At 46.0% G+C, this 19,978-nt stretch carries 19 protein-coding genes; 5 read left to right on the top strand and 14 right to left on the bottom strand.

The window, feature by feature from the left end:
• Nucleotides 1-518 precede the first annotated feature (518 nt).
• Complete coding sequence (locus MKY41_RS13975) at nt 519-1,400, bottom strand: nucleotidyltransferase-like protein (RefSeq protein WP_340745711.1); 882 nt, start codon at nt 1,398-1,400, stop codon at nt 519-521.
• 289 nt (nt 1,401-1,689) lie between these two features.
• On the opposite strand from MKY41_RS13975, the gene MKY41_RS13980 reads away from it, so the two are divergent.
• From MKY41_RS13980 to MKY41_RS13990, 3 genes are all read left to right on the top strand, one after another.
• Nucleotides 1,690-2,061 carry a YgzB family protein gene (locus tag MKY41_RS13980; RefSeq protein ID WP_340745712.1) on the top strand — a complete coding sequence of 124 codons (372 nt, stop codon included), beginning with the start codon at nt 1,690-1,692 and terminating at the stop codon, nt 2,059-2,061.
• A gap of 250 nt (nt 2,062-2,311) precedes the next feature.
• The gene (locus tag MKY41_RS13985) at nt 2,312-2,989 is read left to right on the top strand and encodes a response regulator transcription factor (protein ID WP_340745713.1); all 678 of its coding nucleotides are present in this window, start codon (nt 2,312-2,314) and stop codon (nt 2,987-2,989) included.
• On the top strand, nt 2,986-4,008 hold the full coding sequence (locus MKY41_RS13990; RefSeq protein ID WP_340745714.1) for a sensor histidine kinase: 1,023 nt from the start codon (nt 2,986-2,988) through the stop codon (nt 4,006-4,008). The genes MKY41_RS13985 and MKY41_RS13990 overlap by 4 nt, the downstream gene beginning before the upstream one ends.
• A gap of 29 nt (nt 4,009-4,037) precedes the next feature.
• Here the strand turns inward: MKY41_RS13990 and MKY41_RS13995 are convergent, their stop codons facing one another.
• The 5 genes from MKY41_RS13995 to bcp form a co-directional block, all read right to left on the bottom strand.
• Nucleotides 4,038-6,002 (bottom strand): FtsX-like permease family protein, encoded by a 1,965-nt coding sequence (locus tag MKY41_RS13995; protein WP_340745715.1) that lies wholly within the window; start codon nt 6,000-6,002, stop codon nt 4,038-4,040.
• Entirely contained in the window at nt 5,989-6,756 is a 768-nt protein-coding gene (locus MKY41_RS14000) for an ABC transporter ATP-binding protein (protein ID WP_340745716.1), read from the bottom strand. Before MKY41_RS14000 ends, MKY41_RS13995 begins: the two co-directional genes overlap by 14 nt.
• Nucleotides 6,757-6,932: 176 nt before the next feature.
• Nucleotides 6,933-7,376 (bottom strand): peroxide-responsive transcriptional repressor PerR, encoded by a 444-nt coding sequence (perR, locus tag MKY41_RS14005; protein WP_340745717.1) that lies wholly within the window; start codon nt 7,374-7,376, stop codon nt 6,933-6,935.
• A 100-nt stretch (nt 7,377-7,476) separates the two neighbouring features.
• Entirely contained in the window at nt 7,477-8,415 is a 939-nt protein-coding gene (locus MKY41_RS14010) for a D-2-hydroxyacid dehydrogenase (protein WP_340745718.1), read from the bottom strand.
• Nucleotides 8,416-8,436: 21 nt separating this feature from the next.
• On the bottom strand, nt 8,437-8,913 hold the full coding sequence (gene bcp / locus MKY41_RS14015; protein ID WP_340745719.1) for a thioredoxin-dependent thiol peroxidase: 477 nt from the start codon (nt 8,911-8,913) through the stop codon (nt 8,437-8,439).
• 126 nt (nt 8,914-9,039) lie between these two features.
• On the opposite strand from bcp, the gene MKY41_RS14020 reads away from it, so the two are divergent.
• Nucleotides 9,040-10,344, top strand: a complete 1,305-nt coding sequence (locus MKY41_RS14020) for a glutamate-1-semialdehyde 2,1-aminomutase (protein WP_340745720.1) — start codon at nt 9,040-9,042, stop codon at nt 10,342-10,344.
• Nucleotides 10,345-10,443: 99 nt separating this feature from the next.
• A complete protein-coding gene (locus MKY41_RS14025) occupies nt 10,444-11,526 on the top strand; it encodes an FUSC family protein (RefSeq protein WP_340745721.1) in 1,083 nt (360 codons plus the stop codon).
• Nucleotides 11,527-11,709: 183 nt separating this feature from the next.
• On the opposite strand, the gene MKY41_RS14030 is transcribed toward MKY41_RS14025, so the two are convergent.
• The 8 genes from MKY41_RS14030 to MKY41_RS14065 form a co-directional block, all read right to left on the bottom strand.
• Nucleotides 11,710-11,931 carry a hypothetical protein gene (locus tag MKY41_RS14030; protein ID WP_340745722.1) on the bottom strand — a complete coding sequence of 74 codons (222 nt, stop codon included), beginning with the start codon at nt 11,929-11,931 and terminating at the stop codon, nt 11,710-11,712.
• 6 nt (nt 11,932-11,937) lie between these two features.
• Nucleotides 11,938-12,177, bottom strand: coding sequence for a hypothetical protein (locus MKY41_RS14035; RefSeq protein ID WP_340745723.1), 240 nt, complete (start codon nt 12,175-12,177; stop codon nt 11,938-11,940).
• Nucleotides 12,178-12,260: 83 nt separating this feature from the next.
• Entirely contained in the window at nt 12,261-13,160 is a 900-nt protein-coding gene (locus tag MKY41_RS14040) for an ABC transporter permease (protein ID WP_340745724.1), read from the bottom strand.
• Nucleotides 13,161-13,178: 18 nt separating this feature from the next.
• Nucleotides 13,179-14,183, bottom strand: a complete 1,005-nt coding sequence (locus MKY41_RS14045; protein WP_340745725.1) for an ABC transporter permease — start codon at nt 14,181-14,183, stop codon at nt 13,179-13,181.
• A 94-nt stretch (nt 14,184-14,277) separates the two neighbouring features.
• Nucleotides 14,278-15,924: an ABC transporter substrate-binding protein gene (locus tag MKY41_RS14050; protein ID WP_340745726.1), complete on the bottom strand. Its 1,647-nt coding sequence runs from the start codon at nt 15,922-15,924 to the stop codon at nt 14,278-14,280.
• 24 nt (nt 15,925-15,948) lie between these two features.
• Nucleotides 15,949-16,935, bottom strand: coding sequence for an ABC transporter ATP-binding protein (locus MKY41_RS14055; RefSeq protein ID WP_340745727.1), 987 nt, complete (start codon nt 16,933-16,935; stop codon nt 15,949-15,951).
• Nucleotides 16,907-17,929: an ABC transporter ATP-binding protein gene (locus MKY41_RS14060; protein ID WP_340745728.1), complete on the bottom strand. Its 1,023-nt coding sequence runs from the start codon at nt 17,927-17,929 to the stop codon at nt 16,907-16,909. The genes MKY41_RS14055 and MKY41_RS14060 overlap by 29 nt, the downstream gene beginning before the upstream one ends.
• A gap of 254 nt (nt 17,930-18,183) precedes the next feature.
• A complete protein-coding gene (locus tag MKY41_RS14065; RefSeq protein ID WP_340745729.1) occupies nt 18,184-19,935 on the bottom strand; it encodes an ABC transporter ATP-binding protein in 1,752 nt (583 codons plus the stop codon).
• Nucleotides 19,936-19,978: the final 43 nt, after the last annotated feature.

Raw genomic sequence — 19,978 nt, forward strand, 5'->3', positions numbered from 1 at the left:
CGGCTTCCGGACTTTATTTGTTGACGTTTTGCTGTTCAGTTTTCAAGGTTCATTTCGTCGCCTTCAAAAGCGACTTCTCTAATTTAACATCGTTGCCTTTCAGAGTCAAGAAGTTTTCCGAAAAAGTTTTTTCGGTTTGTTTCTCGTTTTCTCTCCCAAGCGACGTTTACTATACTAACATGCTATCTTAAATAATGTCAATATGATTTCTAAAATAAATTAAAAAAATGATTTCAGCAACTAAAGAGCGGGACCCCGCTTAGCTTACGACAAGATACACAGCTCGAGAACTGTGCCTTAATTTCTGCAAAGGACGCAGAAATTAAGGCAAATCGAACACTTCGCTGTTCGATTGACTGGCCGTAAACACGTCTATTTTTTGATAGCGATCCCCAAGCCTAAATTGTATAAGTTCCTATGCAACAAGAAATCCTCCACTCTCTAAAGCGGAGGATTACATGTAGTAATGATTCGTTCAGCAATTTTACCAACCGCACTGAAACAACCGGCTCTTTCCTCTATTGTTCCAGCCTCTCCCGGTTCACACTATATTCCCTGTGGAAGATGAAATCATTTTTTGAATCCGTTTCGATTACATGGATCAATCCTTTTTCGATCAAGAATTCGATAAACACTTCCAGATTGATGGAGTACATTTCAAGTTCTTCATTCTCATGGAGTTCTTGAATCGTCCACCGCTGCTTCGTCGCCATGACGCTCCGAATGTGACGGGATCCATCCATTGTACGGTTATGGATGAAAAACTCGCTGGCCAAGAATAAGAGCTCCAGCCGTTTTTCCAAAGGTTCTTCGCTCATGATCAATTCTTCATATAGCTTATAAATCGATGGGTCAATCTTTTTCACCTGGGACCATACCGTAACCTCAGGGAATGAACCTTCCTCGATCACAGCCAATCTGGCGAGGTGATGAAGGGATTGAACAACATGGTGGTAGGCGTCCAGGTGATTTCCTTGTTCGAAATATGTTTTGCCTTCCATATAGCCTCTAACTAATTTTGAAAGCTCCAGTCCCATTTTGATATGCCGTCCATAGGAAGGGTAGGAGTGCAAAGCAGTCTTCAACTGTTCTACGTATTCGTTCCGGTCAAAATAGACTTTTCCGTAAAACAGCCAATCGACCACTTTCCGTTTGGATCCGACCAAAACCCATTTCTGGAGTTGTTTTTCACTGATGACGTGCATGGCGGCTTTTTCATGGCCGTCTGTGTAATGTTTTGTGTAAATCGGGATGTCTTCATTTGCAGTAATGATAAGAAGTATCGCGTCAAATGTATCGGTAACCGGATCTCCGGGCATCCGCTTCTCCACAAGGATGACTCCTAGCGTATCTGGAGAACTTGCCCGTTCCTGATAGATTGACCTTAGCACCTGTTCCACTACCACACCTCCTTGCCGTTAATGTTTCGACGATTCTCTCAAAAAATCCTTCCACACGAGTTAATATTCAATTACGGATTGGCGTAATTGCGTCCAGATTTTGAATCGAGCGATTCGTCGGCCAACAAAAACGCCACGTCCTTTGGCATTATCAGTGCTAGTAATTCTTATTCGCCAAAGGCTTTATCTTTATTCAGCGGGCGCTTGCACTTGCTGAATAAAGATAAATAACGGAGCGATCGAATTTTATGCTATAGTAATTGAGGATAGATGTAAGGAGGAAGGCTAGTTGAAACCTTATAAAAATAAGATAAACCGGATACGGTCGTTTGCCTTATCGCTAATATTCATCGGCGTTGTCATTATGTACATTGGAATCTTCTTTAAAAACAATGAAATTATCATGTTGCTCTTCATGGTTCTTGGAATGCTTGCCATCATCGGGAGTACGATTGTCTACGCTTGGATCGGTATGTTGTCCACCCGGGCGGTCCAAATCACCTGCCCGAATTGCGGCAGACAGACCAAAATGTTGGGCCGCGTCGATATGTGCGGGCATTGCCGCGAGCCGCTTACCTTGGACCCTTCACTCGAAGGTAAGGAGTTCGACGAAGCGTATAACCGTCCCGAAAAATCAAACGATAAAAGTAAAGTCAAATAAATAGGAGGAAGCAATTACCTCCCGTCTTCTCACGCAACATATACTAAGTTTCGTGAGATTACTATGCGAGCCCTTGGGAATTCTAAACGGATTTCCAAGGGCTTTTTATCATTTCGAGACCGTCCCTTCCTTTGCACTTAAAGTTTTTGCTCTCTGTCCCCAGAAATCATCTTACATTTTCGTCACTTCACTATCCACCAATCCAGCCTATGATACAATTTAGTTACCTTCTATATAGGACGTGAAATTGATGTTCACCATTTTAATTGTGGAAGATGAAAAGAAAATCAGTGAGTTGGTTGCCAAAGAATTACGTAAATGGGGATATGTTGCCCATTTAATTGACGATTTTCAGAAAGTGGAGGAAGTGTTTCTTCACACACAACCTCACCTCATCATTTTGGATATTAACCTGCCCTACTATAATGGCTTTTATTGGTGCGAACGGATTCGCAGACACTCTAACATCCCCATCATTTTTCTCTCTTCGCGAACTGAAATGATGGATATGATGATGGCGCTGAACATGGGCGGAGACGATTTTATCCAAAAGCCCTTTTCGATGGAAATGCTGCTCACTAAAGTACACGCCCTTCTGCGAAGATCTTATACGTACCATCAGCAGATTGAAATGGATATTCTCACTCACCGGGACATGACACTTCATCTGAAGAAAGCCGTCGTTTCCATTGGCGACCAGGAAATTGAGCTGACGAAAAATGAATTTAAGATTCTGTGTGTCCTCATTGAGCATAAACTGCAAATTGTCCAACGCGAAGAACTCATGACTGCTTTATGGGAAGATGAAAGCTTTGTCGATGACAATACACTTACAGTCAACATCAATCGTCTGCGTCGAAAATTAAGTGATTACGGTCTCGACGACTATATCCAGACGAAAAAAGGTCAGGGGTATATGCTTGTATGATCAGATCCTTCTATCACTATTTATCTTTTCAAAAACGGATCATCGCCCTATATGTGTTATTCATGACATTCCTAACGATTTTGCTATACGTGGAGCCGGCGATTCCTATCCATTTTTCCAATATGGTCTATATCCATATTATCGCTCTCGGTTTCTTCCTGCTTCACTTAGCGATCGATTATTATTCTATAACTGCATATTTTTCAAAAATGACGTCCCGCTGGTTTGATGGGGTTTTTATTCCCGATGGAATCGGAGAGCCTCATACATACGAGCAATTCTTATATACCCAATGGCTTCAGACCATCAATAATCAGCATCAACAAAAAATGGTTGCCATTACCCAAGAGAAAAAAGAGTCACTGGAATTCATGACCTCTTGGTTTCACGAAATTAAAACACCTATTGCCGTTTGCAAATTGGTTCTTGAACAGTCTTCCCATGCTGACATGCAAAATATTCAAGAAGAAATTTCCCGCATTGAACGGAATGTCGAACAAGCCCTCTACTTTGCTAAATCGGATCATTTCACCCAAGATTTCTTCATCTCACAAACCGATTTGGACAAGGTAATCCGCTCCGTTGTGAAACAACATGCCAAGGAATTCATACGACGAAAAATCAAAGTTGATTTCCAGGTTGAAACCATCCCAGTGGAAACTGATCCGAAATGGTTACGATATGTCCTTTCAGAAATCCTCTCCAATTCATTGAAATATTCCGCTGACGGAGGAACGGTCTCCATACATTCCGAAGCGGATGACAAGGAAGCCCGATTGATCATTACAGACCATGGCATCGGAATATCGCAAGCCGATCTCCCGCGCGTCTTTCAATTAGGGTTCACCGGCTCCAATGGAAGAGTTCATCAAAAATCAACCGGCATCGGTCTGTATCTAGCGAAGAAGTTAACGAACAAATTGGGACATGAATTATCGATTTCATCCCAAGAACACTCTTATACAACGGTGACCATCCACTTTCCCAAAGGGTTAGATTACCTTTCCATTGTAAAATAAAAACGAGGAGAGCCGCTGCTCCCTCGTTTTTACGTATTCACCAGTTTATTCATCGAAGCCAGTGTCATTATATAATACCCGCCATAGAGCAAAGTATAGATAACCGTGCATATCACGACAGGTGTGACGAAGTTGACGGCCATCACCCGGGATAAAGCTCCAAGGATAACAGAACTATGTCCGATGCCGACAAGGAGCGGCAAGAGAAATAGGATGAAGGTTTGTCTGGCAATCAACCTTTTCACGTTTTTTCTACTCAATCCAAGGTTACGAAGGATTTTATACCTCGACCGATCTTCCGTTGCTTCAGTCAACAATTTAAAGTGAATTACACTGCCCGTTGCCGCCAAAAAGACAAGACCTAAAAAGCCAAAAACGAATATGAGGAGTCCATAAATGGATTGGGCAAGAGCATAGTTTTCCGAAAAACTATACAATCTGAAATGCGGCTCATATAACTCCTGCTCATTCCCTATCCTTTTGTCATGAACCGCTCTGAGCTGCTCCGTTAACAAGGCGGATCCTCCCTGATGGGCGACATTGACGACACGGGTCCTAATAGGGGCTATTTCCCCTTGCATTTGTTGATATACATCATCATTCACAATAAGGACGGATGGTTGAACGTCGTAATTAAATAGGGATTCTATTTTATTGTCCACCACTTCAAGATGCAATTCCTTCCCGTTCGCCAATAATGGGAGCCTGCGACCAACGTTCTCTGTCTTCTGTTGGGAACCGATGAAATTGCGACCTAGCATAATCGTTTGCTCTCTGCCAAGTGTCGTAACTTTCTCACGGTCCAAACCGTCAGCGAGTCGATTATAGGTGCTGACTGGAATGACCGCGAACCGCTGTTCATAATAATGATAGCCGCCCGGAAGGTTTTCCAGATCATCAGATTGTCCTGGCACCATGACATACTCGAAAGTTTCATCTAACACCACGGAATGGTCCTTGTTTTGAGATAGGACCGCTGACATTTCTTCATTTAACGATACGGACGAAACTTCAAACTGATAACTGAATGGAATGTTGTCCTCCAACGTTTGCAACGTGTTGTAATACATCGTGTAAGCAAACCCAAATGCGACAAGCGTCACACCGTTCAACACGGAAATGACCGTTAAAATAATTGCATTACTCCTCAACCTGCTTTTTAATTGAGTGAACGTAATCAGATTCTTCCATCTATAATACATCCCTTTTTTGTTCTGCAGGATGGTGACGAAGAAACCACTGGCCGATTGAAATAAAAAATACGAACCCGCCACTAGAAAAAGAAGGATGCCGATCAAGTTACGTCCGAAATGGACTTCCCAGCTTTGGGATTCATACGCATGCAGGAGATTCCAGTAACTAAAACCGATCAAAACGAACGCCAATAGAGCTAATAGAAAGGATGGTTTAATCACCGATTGCACCCTGTTCTTCGCTTGAAACAAGTCAATCAGCTGAAAACGATGAGCAATCCAATATCCTTGAAACGAAGCGAATAGCATAATGAGTATAAAGACAAAAACGGTTTGTATAATGGCAGTCGTGTTAAATGTAAAATGGACAACTAGCTCAAACCCCATAACCTTTACTACTATCATGCTGAAAAACATGGAAAACACTTGCCCTAACCCAATCCCGATTCCTAAGGATAACAAGCTTAACAAAAGGTTTTCATAAAACAGCATCCAGCCAATTTCCGATTTTTTACCGCCCACTAATAAATACAGACCAATTTCCTGCTTGCGCTTTTTAATAAAAAACGAATTGGAATACCAGATAAAAGTGGCAATAAAGACGAGCAACAAGACAGACGCCCCGGTCAAAAGCGGTCCCATCTTATCTTCCCTGCCAAACGCATCGACTATTTGCTCATTATACTGAAGCGAAACAAACGTAAAATAAATTAATACACTAAAAGTGAGAGAAGCGATGTAAATGAAATACCTGCCAAAGTTATGCTTCAGATTTTTTTTGACCAAATCAACCAATGTCATAGCTGCCGCCTCCCATGGATGACAAGGTCGTGATCAATTGGTCGAAAAACCGATTTCGATCCTTATCGCCCTTCACCAATTCTGTGAATAAGCTGCCGTCCTTGATAAAAACAACCCGATCACAATAGCTGGCTGCCAACGCATCATGCGTAACCATCAAGATGGTCGTTTCATAATCCCTGTTCATGACATTGAAAGCGGTCAATAAAGCCATGGAAGATTTTGAATCCAATGCACCAGTCGGTTCATCCGCCAATACCAATGACGGGTTATGGATGATCGCCCTAGCTGCCGCCGTACGTTGTTTCTGGCCGCCCGAAGTTTGATAAGGGTATTTATCCAATATAGCTTGGATGCCTAATACGGAAGAAACTTCTTCAACTTTCTGGTCAATGTTATATGCGGAGCGATTGGAAAACGCCAACGGTAGCAATATATTTTCCCGCATCGTAAGGGAATCCAAAAGATTGTAATCTTGAAAAATGAACCCCAATTTTGTTCTCCTAAATTCGGACAACTGTTCGTCATTCATTTCCGTAATTTCTCTCCAATTAATCTGAATGCTTCCCGAAGTAGGCTTATCAATGGTCGCTAACACATTGAGCAAAGTGGTCTTCCCGGCTCCCGATGGACCCATGATACCAACGAATTCACCTTTATAGATGGTGAGATCAATACCTTTTAAAACAGAAACTATATTCGTTTTCGTTCCATACATTTTTTGCACGCCCGTAGCTTGTAATACAATCTCCATCATAATTCCCCCACGTCGTTATTTGCTTCTGTATGTTAAGGATACAGAGCGGGAGAAAAATCATCCATTGATTCAACGAACAATTTGTAAGGGTATCTTACATTTTCGTTAGGTATCGATCCGCCAGATTTCTGGCATTAAAAAAACGTCCTTCCCATAAAGGGTTGGACGCTTCTTTATTGGACAGTACCACTGCCCTCCGCACACGACGGGCAAGTACCATAGACTTCCAGACGATGCGTATTCACTTTAAAACCGGTCACATGGGAAGCGAAATGCTCCACCTCTTCCAGACCCGGATGATGAAAATCCACAATTTTCCCACAATGTTCGCAAATAATATGATAGTGATCATGTGTCACAAAATCGAACCGACTGGATGAATCCCCATACGTAAGCTCTTTGATAAGTCCCGCATTACGGAATACCCGAAGATTATTATAAACGGTCGCTACGCTCATACTAGGAAAATCTTGTTCTAGCGCTTTATATATTTCATCCGCGGTTGGATGCGCTTCGGATGAAATCAGATATTCTAAAATCGCATGTCTTTGTGGAGTAATTCTAACGCCGGTCGTTTTTAATGTGTCCAGCGCGTCTTGCAAAAGCACTTCAGACATGGCCAAACACCCCAATCCAGAAAGATTATTTCTTTATAATGATTATTATTAGTTTACTTAAGAAATAGGGTATCTGTCAACTGAAGTGCTTATTATTAGGTCAATATCCCTTGAGCGGATCAGTGATATTGAGTAAATTTCGATCGCCTTGCAGCCATTTTTCCAGATTAGCTTCGAATATTTCAAGGGACCGTTCCACATACTTCCCCGAAAAGCTGGATGCATGCGGAGAAATGAAGCAATTTGGAAGAGTCCATAACTCACTTTCTTCCGGCAATGGCTCCGTCTCAAATACATCGAGGACGGCCTGGCCAATCTCCCCTGACTTCAACGCCTCGATCAAATCGGCTTCGTCAAACAAATCCCCGCGCCCAAAATTCATGAATACCGCTGTTTCTTTCATTTCCCGGAAATGTTCTTTCGTCAGCAGCCCACGTGTCTCCGGAGTGCTCGGTAAAATGGAGATGACAAAATCGGCTTCTCCCAGCCGTTCCGATAATCGATCGAAAACGATGGTCTCCTCCATCCACTCGCTTTCCTTTCCGGATCGGTTACAGCCAATGGTCCGCACGCCGAACGCCTGAAGCAACCGCCCGATTTCGCCTCCGATGGTGCCCGGTCCGAGTATCAAGGCAGTAGATCCCCTCAACTCACGCGAGTAGACTCTTTTATTCCACTCTTTCTTTTTCTGGCGGTCGTACATGAGGAACAAAGATCGACGAACTGCCAGCATGTACGCGAGCACCGACTCCGCCATCGGGATTTTGTGGATCCCTTTTGCGTTCGTCATCAGCAGGCCACGCTCCGCGATATAGGATAGCGGCAATTTCTCAATCCCCGCGGAGGCCACCATCAGCCACTCAAGGGACTTGGCCTTCTCTAAAACCGGGATCGTAACATCGCTGCCATATGTAACGATGATTTCCGCTTGGGCGATGGCCTCATCCGACTGCTCAAAATGAAAGTCGACTTGCGGAAAACGATGTAATAGATTCTCTTTCTGATGATCTTTGATTGGAAACATAAATACAACATTCATCTAATAAACCCCCAGGACCCCTTATGAATTGATCAACTGTTCCAGCGTCGCCAACGCGTCTTCAATATGCCCCTTCACTTTCACCTTGCGCCACTCTTTCACAACCGTCCCAGTCGGGTCAATCAAGAAAGTGGAGCGCTCGATTCCCATAAACTCCTTGCCGAACATTTTCTTCATTTTCCAGACTCCGTACTGTTCAGCCACTTCATGGTCTGCATCCACGAGCAAGGAAAACGGAAGTCCGTGCTTGCCGATGAATTTTTGATGGGATGACTCATTGTCAGGACTTACCCCAAGAATGACCGCATTCAATTCACCGAACTGCTCATGGGCATCCCGGAAATCACAAGCTTGCGTCGTACAACCAGGCGTCGAGTCTTTCGGATAAAAATAAAGGATGACATATTTTTCGCCTGCAAAGTCTTTCAATGAAACCGTCTCGCCTTTTTCGTTAGGCAACGAGAAAACAGGTGCCTGCATTCCTTCTAAAGTCGTCATGAAGCATTCCTCCATTATCATCATTGTACTTACAATCGTACCGGACAACTACGCCACTTTCAATTCTTTGGCGTATCGTCCTGATTTTGTTTACAATAAAGGTCGAAATGAATGGAGGCAATTGAAATGAATCGAACAATTTCAGAACAGGTCTATACAGAAGCATGTGAGCATATCGTAGGCGGGGTGAACAGTCCTTCCCGCAGTTATCGTGCTGTCGGAGGAGGTGCTCCGACCGTCATGGAACGGGCGGAGGGCGCCTATTTCTGGGACGTCGACGGCAATAAATACATTGATTATCTGGCGGCGTATGGACCGATCATCACAGGCCACGCCCACCCGCATATTACGGAAGCAATCACGAAAGCAGCGCAAACGGGCATCTTATACGGGACTCCGACAGCCCACGAAGTGAAATTCGCAAAAATGTTGAAAGAAGCGATGCCCGGCATGGATAAAGTGCGCTTCGTCAATTCGGGGACGGAGGCGGTCATGACGACGATCCGTGTGGCACGCGCTTATACGGGGCGGACGAAGATCATGAAGTTTGCCGGATGCTACCACGGCCATTCCGACCTTGTCTTAGTTGCGGCAGGATCCGGCCCCGCCACACTTGGTACGCCCGATTCAGCAGGGGTCCCGTCCTCAATCGCCGAGGAAGTGATCACGATACCGTTCAATGATCCAGCAGCTTATCGGGAAGCGATGGAAAAATGGGGAGACGAGATTGCATGCGTTCTTGTCGAGCCGATCGTAGGCAACTTCGGGATTGTCGAGCCGAATGAAGGCTTCCTTCCATTGGTCCATGAACTGGCGGCCGATCATGGCGCATTGATCGTTTACGACGAAGTCATCACGGCATTCCGCTTCCATTATGGCGGAGCCCAGGATATGCTCGGCTTGACGCCGGATTTGACGGCGCTCGGAAAAATCATCGGAGGCGGTCTCCCAATCGGGGCATATGGTGGCAAAAAAGAGATCATGGAGCAAGTTGCTCCGCTCGGCCCCGCTTACCAAGCCGGGACGATGGCAGGGAATCCGGCCTCGATCCAAGCGGGCATTGCCTGCTTGGAAGTATTGCAGGAACCTGGAGTGTACGCGGAAATGGATCGCCTAGGGGCTTTATTGGAAGACGGGATTTTGGAATCCGCACGCAAACACGGGATTACGCTGACAACAAACCGCTTGGGCGGCGCGCTTACTTTATACTTCACCGATGTGAAAGTGGAGAACTATGAACAAGCCGAGGCAACGGATGGAGACGTATTCGGGAAGTTCTTCAAATTGATGTTGAAAAACGGGATCAATCTCGCTCCATCCAAATACGAAGCATGGTTCTTGACGACAGCCCATACGGAACAGGATATCCAGGATACTTTACTGGCAGTCGACCGTTCGTTCAGCGAGTTAAGCCGCCTATTGACCGATTGACCATTCCGCAGGAACACGGTAAAGTAACAGAAAATAGGGATTTACTATCTAGATGAAAGTACGGTTGAGAATGAAACCTTTTCGGAAAGGAATAATTGCATGAAACTAGGTGCCCGCATCTTCAAAACGGGTGTTGCCATCGTATTCGCTCTGTTCATAGCGGAAACACTTCATTTATCCCACCCCGTTTTTGCCGGGATTGCGGCGATTTTCGCCATTCAACCATCAATATACCGCTCGTATTTGACCATCGTTGAACAAATACAAGGAAATATCATCGGAGCAACCGTCGCCATCCTGTTTGTCCTGCTATTCGGCCACCAGCTGCTCATCATCGGGCTCGCTGCGATGATCATTATCTTGATCATGCTGAAGTTGGGGCTCGAAAAAAACATCTCGTTGGCGCTCGTAATGATGATTGCCATTATGGAGATACAAGGTGAAGACTTCTTAATATTTGCCATGCAACGATTCATCACGATTGTCATCGGGGTGCTTGCGGCATTCATCGTCAACTTGGTGTTCATGCCTCCTAAATATGAGACGAAACTTTTCCAGTCGATCCATCAGACACAGGACGAAATCATCAGGTGGACCCGTTTGGCAGGAAGGCAAGTTTCCGAGCATATCGCGACAAAGAAATCGCTCAATAAGTTAAAAGAACGCCTGACACAGGTCGATCAGTTTTATTTATTGTTCAAAGAAGAGCGAAGCTATTTCAAGAAGAACACTAGGGAAAAAGGCCGGAAATTGGTCATTTACCGGCAGATGCTTGCCACCTCCCGAAGCAGTTATGATGTGCTGAAACGGTTGCATCAGTACGAAAATGAACTGATCAATCTGCCTGAGCATTTCAGAATGATGATCCAAGAACGGCTGGATGCGCTTCTCACATACCATGAGCAGCTGCACTTGAAATTTGTCGGCAAATTGAAGTCCGACCGCACAAGTGTCGTGCCAAATGAGGAATACATCCAACGTCATGAAGTCATGGAAATCTTCGCAAAGGAGATTGCCATCACGCAGGAGGAAGAAGAATTCTCGGCATATCATCTTCTCCATATCCTGTCGGCCATCCTGAATTACGAAGAACAGTTGGAACATCTCGACAAGCTGATCGTGTCCTATCAAAAGCATCATCATAGGGAGTCAGAAATCGAGTGGGATGAAGAAGTGTATTGATATCGAAAATGCTGTTGGCGAAATAGATGCCAACAGCATTTTTTAGTTCTGGGCAGGACAGTACGATGGATTGCCGTGACAGTTCAGCCACCCCGTGACAGTTGATGCTGGGGACATGATAGTCCGCACTTTTGCCATGACAGTTTGCCGGATTGCCATGACAGTTCCGCCGCCCCATTACAGTTACCGCCAGGGCCATGACAGTTCGCACATTTTCCATGACAGTTTGCCGATTTGCCATGACAGTTCAGCCGCCCCATGACAGTTGACGCTGGAGCCATGACAGTTTGCACATTTTCCATGACAGTTTTCCGATTTGCCATGACAGTTCCGCCGCCCCATGACAGTTGCCACTGGAGCCATTACAGTTCGCACATTTGCCATGACAGTTTGCCGGTTTGCCATGACAATTCAGCCGCCCCATGACAGTTGAGGCCGGAGCCATGACAGTTCGCACTTTTGCCATGACAGTTTTCCGGTTTGCCATGACGGTTCAGTCGCTCTATGACAGTTACCGCCAGGGCCATGACAGTTCGCACATTTCCCATGACAGTTTTCCGATTTGCCATGACAGTTCAGCCGCCCCATGACAGTTGACGCTGGAGCCATGACAGTTTGCACATTTTCCATGACAGTTTTCCGGATTGCCATGACAATTCGCACGCCCTTGTCAATCCAAAACAAAAAGCAGAGGCAGGATTTCTATCATCCCCTCTGCTCTTCTATATCCTATCCTAATTCTTCATACGCGGATCTAGTGCGTCCCGCAACCCATCCCCCATCAAGTTGAATCCGAGAACGGTCAGCATGATGGCCAGACCCGGGAACACCATCGTCCACGGAGCCGTTTGCAAATAGTTTTTCGAATCGGCCAACATTTTCCCCCACTCCGGGTCCGGTGCTTGTGCTCCGAGGCCTAGAAATCCGAGTGCCGCCGCTTCCAGTATAGCTGTCGCGATCGCCAGTGTCCCTTGGACGATGACAGGCGCCATGGAGTTCGGCAGAATATGGGAAAACAGGATTCTCGCGTCCCTCATACCGATCCCTTTGGCCGCGGTAATATATTCATCCTCTTTAATGCTCAACACTTTGGACCGGATCAATCGCCCGAAGTTCGGAACGTTGATGACCGCTATGGCAATCAAAGCATTTTGCAAATTCGGGCCAAGGACGGCAACAATGGCAATCGCCAGTAAAATGGAAGGGAAGGCTAACATGATATCAAAGAATCTGGAAATAATCGTATCCACCCAGCGGCCGTAATAGCCGGCGATGATCCCTAACACGCTTCCGACCACAACCGACCCGACTACCGAGAAAAACCCGATCCACAATGATATCCGCGCACCATGAATAATGCGGGATAAAATATCCCTTCCCAAATCATCCGTCCCCAGCCAATACTCGGACGAAGGAGGAAGGAGGCGGTCAGCCGCAAGCTGTTCATTAATTCCCTCTTTCGCTACAAGCGGTCCAAAAAGGGCAACCAGTATGAAAAAGATGACAATGCCGGCTCCAACGACGGCGACTTTACTTTTTTTAAAACCGTTCCATGCTTCGCTCCACGGTCCGACAGATTTGCTGCTAATTTTCGCTTCCGCAATTCCGTCCACTTTTGGAGTCAACTCGGTCATAGACACTCCCCCCTTTCCTTAGTCGTATTTAATCCTTGGATCAATCAAGCCATACAATAGGTCGACGATCAGATTAATCATGACGAATATGAATGCCACGATGAGAATACCGGATTGAATGACCGGATAATCCCGGTACCCGATAGCATCGTAAATATAGCGACCGATTCCCGGCCACGCGAAAATTGTTTCTGTCAAGATTGCTCCGCCCAATAGCATTCCCGTCTGCAATCCAACAACCGTTAATACAGGAATGACCGCATTTTTAAGCGCATGCTTATAAACGACCCAGAACATTTTTTGCCCTTTCGCGCGCGCGGTCCTGACGTAATCGGAACGCATCACTTCAAGCATGCTTGATCTAGTCATCCGCGCAATAATGGCCATTGGTATCGTCGCCAAGGCTACCCCCGGCAAAATGAGATGCTTGAGCACTACCCATGTCTGGTCGAAACGGCCTTGTAAAATCGTATCCAACACATAGAGATTGGTGATGGCGTTTACCGGATCCCTCACCTGCTCCCTTCCCGTTACTGGCAGCCAGGAAAGCTCTAATGCGAATACCCACTGACCCATGAGACCGAGCCAGAAAATCGGCATGGATACCCCGACCAAAGCAAAAATCATCGCTCCATAATCAAACCAGGAATTTTGGAACCACGCAGAGATGATTCCGGCATTGATACCAATTACTACTGCAATGATGATCGCAAAGAATGTAAGCTCAATAGTTGCCGCCAAATAGGGCCAAATCTCATCCGCAACGGGCATACGGGTCCTCATCGATTCCCCAAGATCACCCGTTAAGATGCCCCCGAGGTACTTGAAATATTGGATATACCAAGGGGTATCGAGGCCGAGCTTGACAGTCAGCGCTTCAACCGCCTCTTTCGTCGCTTGCTGCCCCAGTATGATCTGAGCCGGATTTCCCGGAATCGCTCGGATAATCATGAAAACGACAAAGGTCATTCCGAGGAGTACCGGAATTAGTTGCAGCAACCGCTTCCCAATATAACTGATCATAGTTTCACCTCTCCAACACTGAATTCCAATTGACTATGTAACTCCATTGAAAGGTAAAAGGGAGAAATCCTTCCGACCTCTCCCTTCCCCTTTATCACTTGAATTCTACATTTGACAGTAGATCAGATCCTGTCGGATGAGGTTTTAACCCTGTTAATTCCTTCACGCCTCCAAGTAATGGCGTCGAGTGTGCAAGTGGTACCCAAGGCGCTTCTTCACGAATGATTTCTTGCGCTTTCTTATACAATTCAATACGTTTCTCTTCATCGACTTCGGTTTGTGCCTCTATCAGAATGTCATGAAGCTCATCATTTTTATAGTACGTATAGTTGTTGCTGCCGATATTATCTTCATCTAGAAGGGCATATATGAAGTTATCCGGGTCTCCGTTGTCCCCTGTCCAACCGAGCATGAAAGCATCGGCATCCCCTTTACTTGCCAAGTCCAGATAAGTTCCCCACTCGTGGGAAACGATTTTTGCTGTTATGCCAATGTCTGAGAGGTTTTTCTGAATGACTTCCGCCACTTTCATACCATCTGGCATGTATGGACGCGGAACTGGCATTGCCCAAAGTTCCATTTCGAAGCCGTCTGCAAGACCTGCTTCCGCAAGTAGTTCTTTTGCCTTTTCAGGATTGTATTCGTATGGCTCAATATCATCGTTATAACCGGAAATGGATGGCGGCATCGGGTTTTTCGCGATATCCGCACGGCCCTCAAAGAACGAATCGATGATGGATTGTTTGTCGATCGCATAATTCAGCGCCTGGCGAACTTCCTTCTTGTCGAAAGGAGGACGAGTAACCGTCATGCCCAAATATCCGATGTTCATGGATGGACGTTCAAACAATTGCAGGTTTTCCTCGTTTTCAATTCTTTCACCATCTGATGGGTTGATGCCATCAGCCAAGTCAATCCCTCCAGACAATAGCTCGTTTAAACGTGCGGAGTTGTCCGGAATCGAACGGAAGATGACTTTGTCGAGCTTAGGCAGCCCTTCTTGCCAGTAATCTTCGAATCTTTCAATTGTGATTGTTTCATTTGGTCTCCATTCAACGAACTTGAATGGTCCTGTACCAACCGGATTTCTTTCAAACTGGTCATCGCCTTGTTCGAAAGCTGTCGGGCTTGCAATCGCAAACATATCCATCGCGATATTTTTCAGGAATGGAGCCTGTGCACGCGTCAACTTGAAGACAACTGTGTAGTCACCGTCGGCTGTGACCGATTCGATGATATGGCCCTCATCGCCCTTGAATCCTCCGAACATAGTGTTGTAATACGGGAACGTATCAGCATCCCCATTAGCCCATCGTTCGAAGTTTTTCACGACCGCTTCCGCATTAAAGTCGGTGCCATCATGGAATTTGACGCCTTCACGCAATTTGAACGTGTACGTCAGTCCATCTTCACTTGGCTCCCACTCTGTTGCGAGACCCGGTTGGATGGATGTATCTTGTTCACCGAAGTTCAATAGCGTTTCGTAAACATTTTTAGTGACTTTGAAAGTTTCCCCTTCTGTCGTTCTCGACGGATCAAGTGATGTAGAATCTCCACCACGACCGAAGACCAATGTCTTATTTACGTTCTCATTGCCCGTGTCTTCATTTCCCTTTGTCTCTTCGCCGCTGTTGCCCTCTTTTTCCGGCTCTGTCGTCCCGCTATTCGAACATGCCGCCAAGGCAGTCGATAGAGCAAGGATGAGCATCAGGGCAAATAACCAAAATTTGTTTTTCCTCATTTTGACCCCTCCATCTGATTTATATCAAACGTCGGCCGAATCACCGTATAGGTGACAGGCGACAGAATGACCAGTCTTATGTTCCTTCAAACTTGGAACCGCTTTCATACAAATGTCCATACGATGTGGGCAACGCGTGTGGAACGTGCACCCTGTCGGTGGATTTGCCGGATTCGGGATATCCCCTTCCAACAATATCTGTTCCTTCTTGAATTCCGGATCAGGTACGGGAACCGCGGACAGAAGCGCCTGCGTATAAGGATGAAGCGGTTCGGAATAAAGCTGTTCACTATCTGCGATTTCCACAATTTTACCTAGGTACATTACACCGACCCGATCGCTTATATGGCGGACGACCCCCAAGTCATGTGCAATGAAAATATAAGTCAAATTGAACTCTTTTTGAAGATCCTGCATTAAGTTCAGGACCTGCGCCTGAATGGAAACGTCCAATGCCGATACAGGCTCGTCCGCTATAATCAGTTTCGGATTCGTCATAAGGGCACGCGCGATACCAATCCGTTGCCGTTGACCGCCGCTAAATTGATGTGGATACCTTTTCGCATGGTATTCACTCAAACCGACGATTTCCAAAAACTCATTCACTTTGCGCTTCCGTTCTTTCGGATTCCCAATTCCATGGACAATGAGCGGCTCCTCAAGGATCTTGCCGACCGTATGTCGTGGATTAAGGGATGCGTAAGGATCCTGAAATACCATTTGGATATCCCGTCGCATTTTCCGCATCTCCTCAGTTGTCAATGAAGTGAGGTCTTTCCCCTCGAACTCCACCTTGCCATCGGTCGGTTCCAGCAGGCGCATGAGCATGCGCCCTGTCGTCGATTTACCGCATCCTGATTCTCCGACAATGCCGAGCGTTTCGCCCTCATTCACATAAAAAGAGACATTATCGACCGCTTTCACTTCTCCCATAGTTCGGGCGAGAAGCCCTTTCCGGACCGGGAAATACTTTTTCAATCCATCAACTTTTAACAAGGGTTTTGTTACCATCCATCCCTGCCCCCTCTCTGTCGTACAAGAAACAACGCGTCTGATGATCATCCGAAGTATCATACAGGGCAGGATTCTCCTTCAAACAACGATCGAATGCAAATTCACATCTCGCAGCAAACCTGCAGCCATGCCGAATCGATCCAGGCCTCGGGACATTCCCGGGGATGGAGTATAATCGATCTTTCTTATACCGCATGTCCGGAACCGACTGGATTAGCCCTTTCGTATATGGATGTTGAGGATGTTCAAACAATTTCTTGACCGGTGCTTCCTCGATAATTTGGCCTGCATACATGACGATGACTCGTTCGCACGTCTCTGCCACGACACCGAGGTCATGCGTGATGAGAAGGACAGCCGTTCCGAGCCTCGTATTCAGTTCGTTCATCAATTTCATAATCTGCGCTTGGATCGTGACGTCCAATGCCGTTGTCGGCTCATCAGCTATCAGTACCTTCGGGTTGCAGACGAGCGCCATCGCAATCATGACCCGTTGCCTCATCCCGCCTGATAATTGATGAGGATAGTCATTCACGAGCTCGGCCGCCCTCGGCAATCCAACCAAGTTCAGCATCTCAATTGCGCGTGTAACCGCTTTCTTTTTAGACAAGCCCTTCTCATGGATCCGGATCGCTTCCGTCATCTGGTTTCCGATTGTGAAAAGAGGATTCAACGAAGTCATCGGTTCCTGGAAAATCATCGCGATTTCATTGCCCCGGATTTGCCTCATTTGCTTCTCGCTCAATTTCAACAAATCCTTATCTCCATACAGAATTTCACCGCCGACAATTTTTCCTGGCGGTTTCGGGACAAGACCCATGATGGATAAGGAAGTGACACTTTTTCCGCAACCCGACTCCCCCACGATACCAAGAACTTCCCCTTCCTTCAGATGAAAATCGATATGATCCACTGCGGGAATTTCTCCTGAATCTGTGAAAAAGGTCGTTTGTAAATCATTCACTTGGAGGACCGTTCTTCTTCCATCCATCAAATCACCTTTTCTTGATTTTTTTAATTATTTCTAAAGGTATTCACTATTATACAATCATTTATCACAAAGGCAATACATTTTAGTAGACTAGCAGTATTCAGTCAATGCGTTAATTTAGTAGCGTATTAAAGCGCTTTTCCACTTTTATAAATGGATTACCCATTTAAACTGCAAAACGAAAAATCACTGCGGACAATAATGTCATCCTGCAGCGATTTTTGTCGTTTTTTGAAAATTTCTTTATTATTAAATCAATCCCCAAGCATCTGTACTTGGAACAAACTATGATAAATTCCTTCCTGACTCATCAGTTCTTCATGGGTCCCGCTTTCCTTCAGTTGCCCGCCATCGATTACAAATATTTTGTCTGCATGGGTGATCGTCGATAACCGGTGAGCGACAATGAGCGTCGTCCGGTCGTGGACGAGCTGATCGAGAGAATCTTGGATCAGTGCTTCACTTTCCAAATCAAGGGCGGATGTCGCTTCGTCCAGAATCAAAAGCGGCGGGTTTTTCAGGAAAACGCGGGCGATGGCGATCCGTTGCTTTTGGCCGCCCGATAATTTAACTCCCCGCTCCCCGACTTTTGTGTCGTATCCTTCCGGCAAAGATTCGATGAAATCATGGGCGTTCGCCGCTTTTGCCGCCGCGATGACTTCTTCGTGGGTCGCATCGGGTTTCCCCATCAAAATATTGCTCTCAACAGAATCGCTGAATAGAATCGTGTCCTGCATGACGATGCCGATCTGGTCGCGCAATGATTTAATCTTCACATCACGCACATCATGGCCGTCAATCCGGACCGCTCCGCCCGATACATCATAAAACCTTGGGATGAGACTGACAATGGTCGATTTCCCTCCGCCGCTCATGCCGACGAAGGCAACTGTTTCCCCTGGATTGACAAAGAAGTCAATATCATTCAATACGGTATGCCCTTCCTCTTCGTATGCGAAACTTACCTTGTCAAATTCAACCTTTCCTGCCAATGGCGGCAGGTCTTTGGCATTTTCCTTATCGGTAATATCATACTGTTCCTCCATCAATTCAAATACGCGGTCCATCGATGCGAAGGACTGTGTCAGCGTAGTAGAGGAATTGACGAGGCGCCGCAGCGGATTATATAACCGTTCGATATAGGCGATGAAGGCGACCATCATCCCGACAGACAGGTGTTCATTGATGACTTGGTAGCCGGCGTAAGCGATGACAAGAAGGGGAGCGACATCGGTGATCGTATTCACGACAGCGAAAGCTTTGGCATTCCATTTCGTATGGTCAATCGCCTTTTCCAAAAAACCGCTATTCGTCTCATCAAACCGCCCTTTCTCCTTCTCTTCCAATGCAAAACTTTTAATGACACTGACACCGGCCACCCGTTCATGAAGATAACTTTGGACATTCGCCAGCGCTTGGGAGCGTTTACGGGTCAACTCCCGCAATTTTCCAAAGAAATGTTTGACGCTGAACGCGTAAAACGGAAAGGCGAGCAAAGTCACAATCGTCAGCGGCACATCCATCGTCAACATGATGATGATTGCAATTACAATTGTGGCCAAATCCAGCCATACATTCATGAGGCCGATCATAACAAAGTTCTTTGTCTGTTCCACGTCATTAATGACGCGTGAGATCACTTCTCCTGCACGTGTATTGGAATAATACCGTAAGCTCAGTTTTTGCAGATGGCCGTACAGTTCCTGCCGGATATCATATAAGATTTTATTGCTTACATACTGGGCATAATACTGCCGATAGTATTCGACAGGCGGACGGAGGATGAAAAAGATCACCATCGTCCCGCCGAGCCAGTAAATTAATTGCCGGGTCATCTCTTCCTTCGTCAGAGTATCCGAACCGATGATATCATCGATGACAATCTTCATCAGCAATGGGATGAAAAGCGGGATGGCAAATTTCACAATTCCAATGACGATCGTCAAAATGATCTGCCAGTTATAAGGCTTGACGAATTTCAGGTATCTCCTAATGCTGTCACCCAAATGACATGCCTCCTATCGAAAAAAGCCCGCCGCGTCGATGCGC

Source organism: Sporosarcina sp. FSL W7-1349 (assembly GCF_038003045.1).
Lineage (GTDB): Bacteria > Bacillota > Bacilli > Bacillales_A > Planococcaceae > Sporosarcina.

Excerpts from the sequence above, each read along its gene's own strand:
- MKY41_RS14020 (WP_340745720.1), top strand. The coding sequence starts at position 9,040 with ATGAATCGAACAATTTCAGAACAGGTCTATACAGAAGCATGTGAGCAT.
- MKY41_RS14045 (WP_340745725.1), bottom strand. The coding sequence starts at position 14,183 with ATGATCAGTTATATTGGGAAGCGGTTGCTGCAACTAATTCCGGTACTC.
- MKY41_RS14055 (WP_340745727.1), bottom strand. The coding sequence starts at position 16,935 with ATGGTAACAAAACCCTTGTTAAAAGTTGATGGATTGAAAAAGTATTTC.
- MKY41_RS14035 (WP_340745723.1), bottom strand. The coding sequence starts at position 12,177 with ATGGCAATCCGGAAAACTGTCATGGAAAATGTGCAAACTGTCATGGCT.
- MKY41_RS14000 (WP_340745716.1), bottom strand. The coding sequence starts at position 6,756 with ATGGAGATTGTATTACAAGCTACGGGCGTGCAAAAAATGTATGGAACG.
- MKY41_RS14025 (WP_340745721.1), top strand. The coding sequence starts at position 10,444 with ATGAAACTAGGTGCCCGCATCTTCAAAACGGGTGTTGCCATCGTATTC.
- MKY41_RS14060 (WP_340745728.1), bottom strand. The coding sequence starts at position 17,929 with ATGGATGGAAGAAGAACGGTCCTCCAAGTGAATGATTTACAAACGACC.
- MKY41_RS14030 (WP_340745722.1), bottom strand. The coding sequence starts at position 11,931 with ATGGCAAACCGGCAAACTGTCATGGCAAATGTGCGAACTGTAATGGCT.
- MKY41_RS14010 (WP_340745718.1), bottom strand. The coding sequence starts at position 8,415 with ATGAATGTTGTATTTATGTTTCCAATCAAAGATCATCAGAAAGAGAAT.
- MKY41_RS13990 (WP_340745714.1), top strand. The coding sequence starts at position 2,986 with ATGATCAGATCCTTCTATCACTATTTATCTTTTCAAAAACGGATCATC.
- MKY41_RS14040 (WP_340745724.1), bottom strand. The coding sequence starts at position 13,160 with ATGACCGAGTTGACTCCAAAAGTGGACGGAATTGCGGAAGCGAAAATT.
- MKY41_RS14050 (WP_340745726.1), bottom strand. The coding sequence starts at position 15,924 with ATGAGGAAAAACAAATTTTGGTTATTTGCCCTGATGCTCATCCTTGCT.
- perR (WP_340745717.1), bottom strand. The coding sequence starts at position 7,376 with ATGTCTGAAGTGCTTTTGCAAGACGCGCTGGACACATTAAAAACGACC.
- bcp (WP_340745719.1), bottom strand. The coding sequence starts at position 8,913 with ATGACGACTTTAGAAGGAATGCAGGCACCTGTTTTCTCGTTGCCTAAC.
- MKY41_RS13985 (WP_340745713.1), top strand. The coding sequence starts at position 2,312 with ATGTTCACCATTTTAATTGTGGAAGATGAAAAGAAAATCAGTGAGTTG.
- MKY41_RS13995 (WP_340745715.1), bottom strand. The coding sequence starts at position 6,002 with ATGACATTGGTTGATTTGGTCAAAAAAAATCTGAAGCATAACTTTGGC.